Below are 11,997 nucleotides of genomic sequence, written 5' to 3'. Positions count from 1 at the left end.
ATATGAACGAAAAAACAATGGAACTGATGAAACAAATGAGGTTCTTTGGAATGCACAGGGCCTTCGCCACAACAATGGAAACCGGAGGTGCCGATACCACCTACACCAATGACGAGCTCATCGCCTATCTCATCCAGAGCGAATGGGACGACCGCCGCAACCGCAGGATAGAGCGATTGACCAAGTCCGCAAGGTTCAGGTACACGGCCGTTATGGAGGCCTTGGACTACCGTCCATCGCGCCAACTGGACAAAAATCTTGTACAGCGGCTCGGCTCCTGCGGCTTTATCCGAAAAAGGGAGAACATACTTGTCACGGGCAGTACGGGCGTGGGCAAAAGTTATCTGGCCTCCGCCATTGGCCACCAGGCCTGCTCGATGGGGTATAGAACAATGTACTTCAACACCGCCAAACTATTCACCCTGCTAAAGACCTCCAAGGCCGACGGTTCCTACCTGAAACAGATAAACCGATTGGAAAGACAGGACTTGCTCATATTGGATGATTTTGGGCTGAAGCCCCTGGACAACATAAACCGCCACTCCCTGATGGAGATCATCGAGGACAGGCACGGCAAAAGATCCACCATAATAGCATCACAGCTACCTGTCGAAGTATGGCACGACATTATAGGTGAAAAAACACTGGCCGATGCCATCCTGGACCGTTTGGTGCACACGGCACACAGAATAGATATAAAAGGAGAATCAATGAGAAGAAAATTGAAAAATAAAAACTAAGTTTAACCCACGGATAGATCAAATCTGAGCAGTTCGTTTACACTGGTCACTTTCATCCGGCGAAGGTGGGTCACTTTACCCGGCTTATCCACATCAAGGACTATTTCGTCAAATTTCAGATTATACAGTTGGTATCTAATTTCTCCACTGATTCCATTATCATTCTTTGAAAACTCAACTTTTGGAATATTCACAACCCAATTCATATCATGTTTTTCCGCAATCTTTTTCAATTCGGATTTTGTTGAATTATTCGCCTCATGAGCTGGATAAACCATATGGTTTTCATGATACTCAAACAGTTTGTAGCTGAAATAGAAATTCAGTCCGAATGTTATTTGAGAACCTAAATCCATTTTTTCCATAAATAAGATTTCCTTTTCTGATTTCAGTTCGAAATTTTCTCCATTGCTTTCTCTTACTCTTTGCTTATGTTCCTCTGTCAATTTCTGTTCACGCTTATACATTTGGGCGATTGAGTCAAGTCCTTTGTCTGTAATAGTTTCTTGAGGACTTAAAACAACTATAGAAGGAACTCTATTTTCTTGGGAAAAAGAGGTCAAATAGTAAAAAAGTGATATTATCAGTAGTAGTTTTTTCATATTGGCGCTAACGGGCAAGGCTATGATTTGTTGCGGTGCAGAAAACGCAGTTTTCCAACCGTGCAAATCCAGCCGATTGAAAATAATGAATTTAAGTTTAACCAGACAGGAAGCTATAAATTATAGCCAATGTTGTAATGCGTTTTTATTATGTTTTACAGTGACAGTCCAGTTTCTGAAGAAAGACTGGAAGAAATGAAGTCGGAATGTGAAGAATTGTACATTGATGCGATAAAAAAAATCGGACAGCTCCATTCCATATTTCCGTTCATTGCCTTTTCGTTCCATAGTGACGCTGGGTTTTTGACCATATCGAACAATGACGACTATAAATTTTACACAGAAAAGGTCAAGAACCTTTCTGATGCGATTCAGTCCATTTTAGAGCATCTTGATACCACGAAAACTCATCCATTTTGAAAGTGTTCGGGTCGGATTCCATATTTTTTAAAATGCATTACAACGGCCAGGCGGCTATGGCGAGTAGCGTTGCAAGCGTAGCTTGCATTAGCTAGGGGTCGCCATTAGACGCATATTCGCTATAGCCCCTTGATGTGCACAGTGCCTTCAGTGAGGAGCGAATGGCCCGATTATGGTTTCAATGTTAAATATAGCGAATATGCAGTCGTACTGCCTGGCCGATGTGGCACAATAGCTCAGGAGGGAGTTTTGCCGTAGGCAAACGGCCTGAGCGACCGAAGGTATTGTGCCACATCGGTGTTGTGTATGGCTCGTTGCGTGCAGATTATCGATTATTTTTCGGTTGAGCCACAAGCCAAATTTTTAAATTTTACTATTTATCTTTTCTCTTGCAAATCGTCAAATTTAAAAATTTGGCGACTTTCCAAATATGCCTTAACTTCGGTTTAAGCAACTGAACAGCAATGAGCTATACACGTTGTTGTGGTTAGTGCTTTTTTCATTTGCTTAATTTCAAAATCCTAAATGCACCTTGTATTACCAACGCAAAAACAATTGTTCCGATAATCAAATCAGGTTTACTTGAACTCAACCAATTTACCAAAATTCCTGCGATTATCACTCCTAAGTTGATAATCACATCGTTCGAAGTAAAAATCATACTCGCTTTCATATGAACCTCGTTTTTGCTTTTTGACTTTTGCAAGATGTAAAGACAAATTCCGTTTGCAATAAGTGCAAAAATCGAAACGATAATCATTGTCGAAAAGTCTGGAATTTTCTCGGCTCCAAAAAATCTTCTCAAAATTTCCACAAACCCAATAATCGCAAGTGTTATTTGAAAATATCCCGCAATTTTAGCAATTCGTTTTTTTCTAATCAACGTTCCGCCAACCGCAAACAAACTAATTCCGTAAACGAAACTGTCCGCAAGCATATCCAAACTGTCGGCAACCAATCCCATTGATTTTGAAATCAGTCCTGTTGTCATCTCGATTATAAAGAAGGCAAAATTTATGGCAAGTACAGACCAAAGTAGCTTTTTTTGGTTTGCATTTTCTTTAAATTCCGTCTGGTCGGTTTGTTCGGTCGAGATTTTCTTTCCGCCCAAATTCAGTTCGAGAACGGATTTTTCGATTTGGTCGACTTGTCCGTTGTGAAAAACGGTCAGTTTTCGGTTTGGAATGTCAAAGTCCAAATTCGCAATATTTGAAATTCCATCCAATTTCATTCGGATTAGGTTTTCCTCGGAAGGACAATCCATTTTGGTAATCTCAAATATCGTTTTGTTCATTCAATTTCGTTGGTTTTTCGCATTAACCACAACGGCCAGGCGGCTATGGCGAGTAGCGTTGCAAGCGTAGCTTGCATTAGCTAGGGGTCGCCATTAGACGCATATTCGCTATAGCCCCTTGATGTGCACAGTGCCTTCAGTGAGGAGCGAATGGCCCGATTATGGTTTCAATGTTAAATATAGCGAATATGCAGTCGTACTGCCTGGCCGATGTGGCACAATAGCTCAGGAGGGAGTTTTGCCGTAGGCAAACGGCCTGAGCGACCGAAGGTATTGTGCCACATCACCTAAATAGGTGCAGTTTTGTTTAATACCGATAAATGTAAAAAAAATGTGCGGAACACCCTACAAATAAGAACTTCCAAATAATATGGATATTGGGCATTTTGTATATAAAAAATATATATTCATCTAAAATATATACAAAATGCCCATATGTTATTTGGCGCCAAAATCGGTTAAATCCACATTCCATCCCAAAAAACCAACAGTTCGGTCAGCCCTTTTTTTAAATGCGCCCTTTGCTGCTGATATTTGGGGTGTACAATCAAGAATGAACAATACGGGAAGAATGATAACCAATGGTTGATCTCAGAATTTAAAAATCAATAAAACAATAGTTATGGAAACAATCAACGAATACAAATACAAAAAGGCCAAAGAACAGGTCGAGTGCATCAAGGGGTTCTATACCCATTTAATGGTGTACGTCATCGTAATCTCTGTATTGGCGTATTTTAACTATGCAACCACCAGTTTTCCGTGGGTGCTCTTCCCGGCACTGGGGTGGGGACTTGGGCTTACGGCCCATGGCCTGCGTGCCTTTGGCTATATGCCCTTTTTGGGCAAGGACTGGGAAGAGCGCAAGATCAAAGAATTCATGGAGCGCGATGAATAGACCCCTGCCTCCCGATGGCTATCGCGACTATTCCAGAGGGAAGAAACTGCCATTTGGCCAAGTTATTTCTCTTTGAGAATGGGGGGGAGGTCAACAATTTGTAACTTTAAATACCTTTTTAACCAACAGATGCCCAGTCATCCCGATAGCTATCGATCGGGAGGGCATAAAATCAAATACAATGGAATTCAACAAAAACGAAATAAAATACATCAAGGCCAAAGAACGGGTAGAAGAGCTCAAAAAATTCTATGGCAACCTGACCTCGTACGTATTGATCATCTCGGCACTGGCCGGTATCAACTACTGGACCAACGAATGGCGGTATATGTGGTTTCTGTGGGCGGCTTTTGGCTGGGGCATCGGGCTCTTTTTTCATGCGATGAACACCTTCAAGTGGAACCCTTTTTTCGGTAAAGACTGGGAAGAGCGCAAGATCAAGGAAATCATGGAGAATGAAAACAACGGCACCAAGTGGCGTTAGAAACTTTGAAAATATATCACAACAGACCCTGAAATAAATTCAGGGTGAACAATATAAAAATACCTAGACGTTCTGGGCATAAATCATGACACGATATAGCAACGACAAATACGGCAGGGCCAAAAAGCGGGTAGACGAGCTCAAGGCCTTCTACATTCACTTGGGCGTATACCTTATCATCAATGCCTTTATTTTGGTGAACATAGCCCTGGGCACCGATAATTTTTGGCAGTGGGGGCACTTTTTTACCGCCCTATTTTGGGGGCTTGGCCTGGCCATTCATGCGGCGATCACCTTTCGGTTCAACCCTCTTTTTGGGAAGGATTGGGAAGAGCGCCAGATCAAGAAGTACATGGACAAGGATAGGGAAGAGGCCGATAAATACATGAATTTATAAGATGGAAAATTCAGTCGAGAAATATGAACGGGCCACCAAGCGGGTAAAGGAACTCAAAGGTTTCTACAACCATATCAAAATATTTGTGGTGTTCAATGGGTTTCTCTACGTGGTGCGCAGTGGGTTTTTGCACCAGTTTTTGGCAGATGATTTTCCGATCAGGCCCGAGTACTTCGCATGGGTGCATACCAACCTGCTCATTTGGGGGTTGATTTTGGTGGCCCATGCCTTGATCACCTACCGCAACAAATTTTCGTTCTACAAAAAATGGGAAGCCCGCCAGATACAGAAGTACATGGAGAAAGAGGAGCAAGAAAACAAAAAATACCGCTAGCGCGCAACAAACATTATCATTTCACGTATTTTAACCGCAGAATCCGAATTTTATGAATGCCATCATCATCGAAGACGAGAAACCCGCAGCACGGCGCTTACAACGCCTTTTAAATGGAATGGGGGTAAATGTGTCCACCTTGTTGCATTCGGTGGAAGAGTCCATCGAGTGGTTCCAGGCCAACACACACCCAGACCTGATTTTTCTCGATATACAGCTGTCAGACGGGCTTTCTTTCGAAATCTTTGATGTGATCGATGTCAAGAGCGCCATCATCTTCACCACCGCCTACGATGAATATGCACTGCAGGCCTTTAAATTGAACAGCATCGATTATCTGTTGAAACCCATCGATGACGAAGAGCTTGAGAAAGCGGTGAAAAAATACGAAGCCTTTAAACCCGGCCAAGAAAAATTGGCGGTCGATTTTGAGGACATCAAAAAATTATTGACCAACCCCTTGGAGCGTGAATACAAAAAACGCTTCACCACCAAAGTAGGGCAGCACCTAAAAATTATCAATGCCGATGAGGTCGAATGTTTTTACAGTGAGAACAAGGGTACCTATGCGGCGACCACCGATGGTAGAAACTATTTGCTCGACACCACCCTCGAAAATCTCGAACCTGAACTTTCGCCCGAAAATTTCTTTCGTGTGAGCCGAAAATTTTTCGTGAACGTAGCGCATATCAAAGACATCATTTCGTACACCAATTCGCGCCTTCAAATAAAAATGAATACCTTTAACGAGCAAGAAATCATCGTGAGCAGGGAGCGGGTGAAAGATTTTAAGCTTTGGTTGGAATAATTGAATTTAAATTACTGATAAAAAGCATTTTAATAGTCACTATAAATTTTTCTTATAGCGGTTTTTTTGTTAAAATCACTGCTTTTTTTCCATACGGTTGTCATCAAAGGCCGATGGCAACAAGGTAGGAATCAGCTTGACGAAAATGGGCAGCAAGATGGCGCCGCCGGGCAGCATGAAAATGGCCAATGAAGGAATGCTTTTAAAAATATCGATGAGTTGGTTCCGCATCTTTTTTTTCTCCTCAATCGTCAGTTCCTTGACCGTCGATTTAGAGATCAGTGCGATCAATTCTTTACTTTTCAGGAGTTCTTTTTTGAGCCTTTTGCTATTGCGTACAATTAACTTGCCAATCGTTTTGGCCATGTTGTCATAGTACTGTTCCGCCAAACTTTTGTCGTGCAAAAACGAAATGCGCTTGTAATTTTTTACGAAGAATTCTTTTGCCTGACAGAACGATGCTTCAACTTCTTCTGGGGTTTTGCCCAAATCGGCCCCGATATTTTTTACAAAAGTCAGTTCGTGCCGCTCAATGGCATGGTCTTTCCAGACTGCCATACAGGTCAGGTCCAACAGATACTGTTTTTCTTCGGCAGTAAGTTGGTTGCCAATGATCTTATGGTACGATTTGTCGTATTTATCGGGCTCAATGTCCACATAGGTTAACGATGCGGCCAGCAACTGCACCATTTTGGCGTCATGGTCATCACTTTCTTTGGTCTTTTTGGTGTGCAGCGCAATGTTTATGGCCGAATATTCTAATATTCTGGCGTGCCCTAGTATGCGTTTTTCGCCCTCCAAGAATCTCTTGAATGTCAGCACATCAATGAACAGCAATGAGTTGGTGATGCTGTTGCCAAAAGTTCGGTCGATAAGGTTTTCGCCCAATTTGATCCGCGAGTCTATTAAACGTTCGAGCTTTGATTCGTTGTCAGACCCCGCAATTATTTTTTCGAAAAAGGAGATTTCGCCAATTTCTAGGTGGCGGTAATAGTCCAACACCACCTGCACGAAGGCTTTTGGGTCGGTGCTGCCCCTTGAAAAGTGGAACACGTAAAAAAGGGCTGTCAGCAGGTTTATCTTGGCGACTTCATCGTCTGTGAGCCGGTGCTCGCTATTGATAAAGGGTGGAATGTACAGATGGACCCCATAGACAAAACCGTTTTCTTTCAGGTTATGGTACAACTGGTCAAAATCGTGGAAGCCATCCGTATTTTTTTGAAGAAAATGGCCCAGTTTATTGATCCAGCCAGATGCCGATGGATTCATGGCGAAGTGGTTTTGCATTTCAAAGAAACGAAATTATGCGTGGACAACGTCCAAGTTTCTGCTGTCTTCCCCAAAAAAATATGGGCAAAACCAAACCCCTTTTGCCAAACTTCCGTAGGTAAGGTGTATTAACCTATTAAATTGATGAAATGAACAAATTAACTAAATCCATGGTCCGTCTTGGGACATTGGTATTTGTGGGCACCCTGTTTATGGCAGCGGACCATATCGATGCGCCCTCTTCTATGGGCACTACGGCCGATATTGCCGATTTCTTTGCTTTTGAGCCGTTAGCGGGATCTGACAATACCGTTTTTGTCGTTGATCTGCAATCAGATGTATTGCCTGATCTGGCATACGGTACCTTTGATGAAGATGTATTGACCGAAATCAATATTGACCTTGATGATGATTTGGTCGAAGACCTTGTCATACAGGCTATCCCACGCGATGGCAGAATGTACTTCTTTGGGCCCGCAGCTCCTTCGCAGACAGGTCTCAACGGTCAGGTATTGATGGATTTCCCTTTGGGCGACGTAGAGATATCGGGCACCACCGCCATCGTTGAGAACACCGATAATGGGGTCTCACTTTTTGCGGGCCCTCGCCAAGACCCCTTCTTCTTTGACTTTTTTCAGTTCAATGCGGTCATTGACCCCGATGTAAATTCGGCACCACAGGGTTTTCTGCCACCGGATGAGGCCCAAGATACGTTTGACGGTGCCAATACCATATCGATTGTGGTTGAGGTGCCGAACAGCCTTTTGGGCACCCCCACGGCTACCAATGCCCTGGGGTTGACCGTCTACAATACTTGGGTAACAACAAATAGAAAACAATAAAAAGATGGAAATGATACGATATACAATAAAATATGTACTGCTTGTCTTTGTGTTGGTGGGTTTTGCAACGGCCTGCAGCAATGATGATGAAGCCATGATGGACGATGATATGATGATGGATGATGACATGATGGGAATGGATCCCGATTTCAGTGGCACTTTTGCACAAGTTGATTTTATGGGGCGTCCGGGAATCAATACGGTCTTAAGTGCAGATGGAAGCATCAAAGATGCCCACAACATGGCAATACCATCGGAAATGACAGCCACCTTCCAGGCAGATTTTGAGGCCAGATTGGAACAATACCATGATGTCTACGCCATGAAATTGGGGCTGGACCCTGCCGATGTAGATTATGAGAACAACATTTTGGGACTGGATGCCACCACCTTGACCACTGTGCTATCTGCCGATGTTTTGGAGGTTGCCCCTGACCTGCCCACCACCTATTTTGATCCCGGTACCGATGCCGACAATGATGGGCGCATACTTGTGCCCGATGGTGATGAAGTGGCGCTGACAGGGCGAAAATTGAGCGACGACATCATCGATATTTCACTGATCTTGCTTTTTGGTGGAATGGAAGGCGACCGTTTCAGTGGCCAAGACCTTGACAATGACGGTATGGCCGATTTGCCCAGATTGACTTCAGATGGTGTGGGCCTCACGGCGGATATTTTGATGACATTCCCTTATGTGGGCGACCCCGAATAGGGATTTTATTGCTATGAAAGGGAAAAAGGAAAGGGGGCGGTACGTCTCCTTTCCTTAACCAAAAAACAAGGTAATTACAAAAACATCATAATGAGATATCTATTATTTTTTCTAACCGTGTTTCTACTGGTATTATGCCAAGAGGAAACATCGAAAGTGACCGATTCAGAGGATTATAATCGATTTTTGAGTGTGCAACCCCCTAAAACCACTTCAAAGTATTTTGAGCTCTGGAATTCAAAAATCGCGCCCGACAGTTTACAATTATTGAGTTTTGGACATGTGGCCAGTGAATACAATCGATATTTCCAAGACACGGGAGACATTCAATACCTGAAAAAGGCAGAACAGGCTCTAACCAAGGCCACTGAGATTGCCAACATCAACAAATCAGGATATTATAGGGCCTTGGCCCGAAATTATATTGCGCAGCACCGCTTTAAGGAAGCATTTCAGATGGCCGAAAATGCCCTCCAATCGGGTGGAGGCCTAAAAGAAACACATAGTTTGTTGTTCGATGTGCATATGGAACTGGGCAACTATAAATCGGCTGAAAAGTACCTGGACAGTATAAGGGACATGTCAGATTTCGGATTTCTTATACGTGCCGCGAAATGGAGCGATTATAAGGGCGACCTGGATACCACTATCCGCTTTATGGAAAAAGCACTGGCCAAAGCCGAGTCGGCAAAGAACAAACGTTTGATGCTCTGGTCGTACACCAATCTGGCCGATTACTATGGCCATGCGGGTAGAATAGAAGGTGCTTATCACCATTACATCAAAGCCCTTCAATTGGATGCCCAAAATGCCTATGCCAAAAAGGGAATCGCTTGGATCGTTTTTTCACATGAGCGAAACCCGAAAGAGGCGCTGCGCATTCTTGATTCCGTAACTCACCACCATAAATCGCCCGACCATTTTTTACTGAAGGCAGAGATAGCCGATTTTATGGGAGACGATGAGCTCAAAGCCCAAAACCTTGATATATATTATAGTTTGGTACAACAACCTGGGTACGGAGACATGTACAATGGCACAAATGTTATTTTTTACTCAGAACACCTTCAAGCACCGGAAAAGGCTTTGGACATGGCGCGCAAGGAGGTTGAAAATAGGCCGACCCCCGAGTCATATGGCTACTTGGCGTATGCCTATGTTTTAAACGGAAAGATTCGCAAAGCACTTCAAGTGGTGGATGAACACATTCTCGGAAAAACGTTTGAGCCACAAATCTTATTGAACGCAGCCAAGGTGTACAAGGTCAATAGTGAACATCAAAAGGCAAAAGCCTTAAAACAAGAACTGGTTGGCGCCATATATGAATTGGGCCCTTTGTCTGAAATTGAGATTGACCGTTTGTAACTGTAACCTAATGGCCAACGTGTTATTGAAGTCACTAAACCCCGACGATTTGATTGCTAATAGGGTAGTGCCCACACTAATCTAAAATTGTTTTTAGTTGGTTGTTTTTTAGGTAGGGCCCCGATTTCGGTAGTAACCGTAAGTTGGGGCTTATTTTATTATAGACTTATAAAATTGTCCAAGTCCAATGTCCAGTCGTAATTTTTGTATTGGAGGTCGACCCCTTTGGTGGTAGGAATGATTTTGTGGTTCTTCAAGATTTTTTTGACACCGCTTTTTCCACCGAAATCACCACGGAACCAATTGAAAAGCGATGTAACGGCCACGGTTTTGGTTTTCTCGTTGTAGTCTGAGGTACGCTTCAAATAGATTTCAGTGCCCTTTTGAAGCTGTTCTTTGATTCGTTCGGGGGTGTATATTGCCACAGGCGGACAATCTTTGGCACCACAGTTCAGGGCAAAATGAATGCGATAATCACGCTCGTTGACGCGCAGCTTCCGCTCAAACCGACCCGGAAACCATTTTCGCACATAGCCCAGCCCCAAGGGCCATTGTGATTTTCTGAGGATGCCATGCTCAATTTTCTCAAAAGAGACCATTTCGCCTGCAATGTGCAGTTGTTCGTCACCAAAAAAAGCCCGGCGGTCATCGTAGTATTCTGGGTTCTTTGATAAAACGACCTGTATGTAGGCGTTATATATGTTGATCCAGAAGGCATAGCGCTGTTCATCTGTCTGTAAGGTGTTGGCCAATTCGTCGAGCGTGGTATTGGCAAGCTGTTCTTGAAAGGCCTCGGTATCTTTTCCGTCTTTGATATGCTGTAAAAATTCTTCTGAAAGCCTGTTGAAATCGGTAGCGGTGACCGATGCCTGTTGAAAATCGGCCTTCTTTACCTTACAGCAACTGAGCCCCACAATAAACAATAGGGCGATTACTCTTGTTTTCATTAAAATTGATTTTGTTTGCAACATCTATTTACGACATTAAAGGGTCAAAGGTTTGGTCGAAAGTATAATTTATTACTTTCATGGGCCCCAATTACAAACCCCTATCCAAAAATTTTCGTAAATGGATGGTAAAGCAATAATATTATTTTGATAAGCATTATTATACCTGTTTACAACGAAAAGAACAATTTAGAGAAATTGTTGCCGCATTTGTCAAATTTGGCAGTGGGCCATGAGGTAGAAATAATTGTGAGCAAGGGGGTTTGTGCAGTTGATTACCTGCCGATTGTCAACAGTGTTCCAAATGCCAAACAGGTTGCCGAACCAAAGAAAGGCAGGGCTGTACAGATGAATGCGGGTGCGGCTGCGGCGAAAGGTGCTATATTAGCTTTTCTACATGCCGATGTGTGGCCGCCCCAGGGCTTTTTTGATGATATTTTAAAGACCCTTTCCTCTGGGTACGATGCAGGCTTTTTTTCGTACCGTTTCGATAAAGACAGCTTTTTTCTCAACATAAATGCCTCATTTACCAAAAAAGACGGAATCTTTACCGGTGGGGGAGACCAGTGCCTGTTCATAAAAAAATCGATTTTCAATGGATTGGGAGGTTTTGATGAAGAACAGGTATTGATGGAAGACTTTGAATTTTTCCGAAGGATGAAAGCAAAGAGAGTGCGCTACAAGATAGTTGCGAACGACCTGATTGTTTCGGCCAGAAAATACGAGAACAATTCTTATCTCCGCATCAACCTCACCAATCTGTTGCTGGTGGTTCTGTTTAAGATGGGCTACCCTCCACACAAGCTGAAAAACGTGCACGACCGCTTGCTGCGCATCCCCTACAGAAAGCAACGTGCCTAAGTACACAGGTTAATTCCCTAA

Annotated in this window: 15 protein-coding genes; 11 read left to right on the top strand and 4 right to left on the bottom strand. The window is 43.3% G+C overall.

All coding sequences use genetic code 11. From position 1 onward, the window contains the following. The first annotated feature begins 2 nt into the window (after positions 1–2). Positions 3–740 (top strand): IS21-like element helper ATPase IstB, encoded by a 738-nt coding sequence (gene istB, locus VC82_RS00670; RefSeq protein WP_045800686.1) that lies wholly within the window; start codon positions 3–5, stop codon positions 738–740. A 2-nt stretch (positions 741–742) separates the two neighbouring features. On the opposite strand, the gene VC82_RS00665 is transcribed toward istB, so the two are convergent. Then, positions 743–1,408: a hypothetical protein gene (locus VC82_RS00665; RefSeq protein WP_045800685.1), complete on the bottom strand. Its 666-nt coding sequence runs from the start codon at positions 1,406–1,408 to the stop codon at positions 743–745. 129 nt (positions 1,409–1,537) lie between these two features. Here VC82_RS00665 and VC82_RS00660 point away from each other — a divergent pair, with 129 nt between their 5' ends. Further along, positions 1,538–1,762 (top strand): hypothetical protein, encoded by a 225-nt coding sequence (locus tag VC82_RS00660; RefSeq protein ID WP_157517923.1) that lies wholly within the window; start codon positions 1,538–1,540, stop codon positions 1,760–1,762. A 499-nt stretch (positions 1,763–2,261) separates the two neighbouring features. Here the strand turns inward: VC82_RS00660 and VC82_RS00655 are convergent, their stop codons facing one another. Next, positions 2,262–3,056, bottom strand: coding sequence for a cation efflux transmembrane domain-containing protein (locus VC82_RS00655; protein WP_045800683.1), 795 nt, complete (start codon positions 3,054–3,056; stop codon positions 2,262–2,264). Positions 3,057–3,678: 622 nt separating this feature from the next. On the opposite strand from VC82_RS00655, the gene VC82_RS00650 reads away from it, so the two are divergent. The 5 genes from VC82_RS00650 (at position 3,679) to VC82_RS00630 (ending at position 5,977) form a co-directional block, all read left to right on the top strand. Continuing rightward, a complete protein-coding gene (locus tag VC82_RS00650; RefSeq protein ID WP_045800682.1) occupies positions 3,679–3,954 on the top strand; it encodes a 2TM domain-containing protein in 276 nt (91 codons plus the stop codon). Between the two features lie 181 nt (positions 3,955–4,135). Further along, the gene (locus tag VC82_RS00645; protein WP_045800681.1) at positions 4,136–4,438 is read left to right on the top strand and encodes a 2TM domain-containing protein; all 303 of its coding nucleotides are present in this window, start codon (positions 4,136–4,138) and stop codon (positions 4,436–4,438) included. A gap of 85 nt (positions 4,439–4,523) precedes the next feature. Next, the gene (locus VC82_RS00640) at positions 4,524–4,835 is read left to right on the top strand and encodes a 2TM domain-containing protein (protein ID WP_045800680.1); all 312 of its coding nucleotides are present in this window, start codon (positions 4,524–4,526) and stop codon (positions 4,833–4,835) included. Position 4,836: 1 nt separating this feature from the next. After that, on the top strand, positions 4,837–5,169 hold the full coding sequence (locus tag VC82_RS00635; protein WP_045800679.1) for a 2TM domain-containing protein: 333 nt from the start codon (positions 4,837–4,839) through the stop codon (positions 5,167–5,169). Between the two features lie 52 nt (positions 5,170–5,221). After that, the gene (locus VC82_RS00630; protein WP_045800678.1) at positions 5,222–5,977 is read left to right on the top strand and encodes a LytR/AlgR family response regulator transcription factor; all 756 of its coding nucleotides are present in this window, start codon (positions 5,222–5,224) and stop codon (positions 5,975–5,977) included. Between the two features lie 75 nt (positions 5,978–6,052). On the opposite strand, the gene VC82_RS00625 is transcribed toward VC82_RS00630, so the two are convergent. Continuing rightward, positions 6,053–7,246 carry an LETM1-related biofilm-associated protein gene (locus tag VC82_RS00625; RefSeq protein WP_045803132.1) on the bottom strand — a complete coding sequence of 398 codons (1,194 nt, stop codon included), beginning with the start codon at positions 7,244–7,246 and terminating at the stop codon, positions 6,053–6,055. Positions 7,247–7,395: 149 nt separating this feature from the next. Here VC82_RS00625 and VC82_RS15845 point away from each other — a divergent pair, with 149 nt between their 5' ends. From VC82_RS15845 to VC82_RS00610, 3 genes are all read left to right on the top strand, one after another. Continuing rightward, positions 7,396–8,088, top strand: a complete 693-nt coding sequence (locus VC82_RS15845; protein ID WP_045800677.1) for a DUF4331 family protein — start codon at positions 7,396–7,398, stop codon at positions 8,086–8,088. A gap of 10 nt (positions 8,089–8,098) precedes the next feature. Next, positions 8,099–8,803, top strand: a complete 705-nt coding sequence (locus VC82_RS15840) for a DUF4331 family protein (RefSeq protein ID WP_045803131.1) — start codon at positions 8,099–8,101, stop codon at positions 8,801–8,803. A 90-nt stretch (positions 8,804–8,893) separates the two neighbouring features. Further along, a complete protein-coding gene (locus VC82_RS00610) occupies positions 8,894–10,168 on the top strand; it encodes a tetratricopeptide repeat protein (protein ID WP_045800676.1) in 1,275 nt (424 codons plus the stop codon). A 158-nt stretch (positions 10,169–10,326) separates the two neighbouring features. On the opposite strand, the gene VC82_RS00605 is transcribed toward VC82_RS00610, so the two are convergent. After that, on the bottom strand, positions 10,327–11,115 hold the full coding sequence (locus tag VC82_RS00605; RefSeq protein ID WP_084598253.1) for a DUF547 domain-containing protein: 789 nt from the start codon (positions 11,113–11,115) through the stop codon (positions 10,327–10,329). Positions 11,116–11,262: 147 nt separating this feature from the next. Here VC82_RS00605 and VC82_RS00600 point away from each other — a divergent pair, with 147 nt between their 5' ends. After that, a complete protein-coding gene (locus tag VC82_RS00600; RefSeq protein WP_052698843.1) occupies positions 11,263–11,976 on the top strand; it encodes a TIGR04283 family arsenosugar biosynthesis glycosyltransferase in 714 nt (237 codons plus the stop codon). Positions 11,977–11,997: the final 21 nt, after the last annotated feature.

It is taken from the genome of Flagellimonas lutaonensis, assembly GCF_000963865.1.
Lineage (GTDB): Bacteria > Bacteroidota > Bacteroidia > Flavobacteriales > Flavobacteriaceae > Flagellimonas_A > Flagellimonas_A lutaonensis.
This window is presented reverse-complemented; position numbering and strand designations above follow the sequence as displayed.

Excerpts from the sequence above, each read along its gene's own strand:
- istB (WP_045800686.1), top strand. The coding sequence starts at position 3 with ATGAACGAAAAAACAATGGAACTGATGAAACAAATGAGGTTCTTTGGA.
- VC82_RS00660 (WP_157517923.1), top strand. The coding sequence starts at position 1,538 with ATGAAGTCGGAATGTGAAGAATTGTACATTGATGCGATAAAAAAAATC.
- VC82_RS00655 (WP_045800683.1), bottom strand. The coding sequence starts at position 3,056 with ATGAACAAAACGATATTTGAGATTACCAAAATGGATTGTCCTTCCGAG.
- VC82_RS00650 (WP_045800682.1), top strand. The coding sequence starts at position 3,679 with ATGGAAACAATCAACGAATACAAATACAAAAAGGCCAAAGAACAGGTC.
- VC82_RS00645 (WP_045800681.1), top strand. The coding sequence starts at position 4,136 with ATGGAATTCAACAAAAACGAAATAAAATACATCAAGGCCAAAGAACGG.
- VC82_RS00640 (WP_045800680.1), top strand. The coding sequence starts at position 4,524 with ATGACACGATATAGCAACGACAAATACGGCAGGGCCAAAAAGCGGGTA.
- VC82_RS00635 (WP_045800679.1), top strand. The coding sequence starts at position 4,837 with ATGGAAAATTCAGTCGAGAAATATGAACGGGCCACCAAGCGGGTAAAG.
- VC82_RS00630 (WP_045800678.1), top strand. The coding sequence starts at position 5,222 with ATGAATGCCATCATCATCGAAGACGAGAAACCCGCAGCACGGCGCTTA.
- VC82_RS00625 (WP_045803132.1), bottom strand. The coding sequence starts at position 7,246 with ATGAATCCATCGGCATCTGGCTGGATCAATAAACTGGGCCATTTTCTT.
- VC82_RS15845 (WP_045800677.1), top strand. The coding sequence starts at position 7,396 with ATGAACAAATTAACTAAATCCATGGTCCGTCTTGGGACATTGGTATTT.
- VC82_RS15840 (WP_045803131.1), top strand. The coding sequence starts at position 8,099 with ATGATACGATATACAATAAAATATGTACTGCTTGTCTTTGTGTTGGTG.
- VC82_RS00610 (WP_045800676.1), top strand. The coding sequence starts at position 8,894 with ATGAGATATCTATTATTTTTTCTAACCGTGTTTCTACTGGTATTATGC.
- VC82_RS00605 (WP_084598253.1), bottom strand. The coding sequence starts at position 11,115 with ATGAAAACAAGAGTAATCGCCCTATTGTTTATTGTGGGGCTCAGTTGC.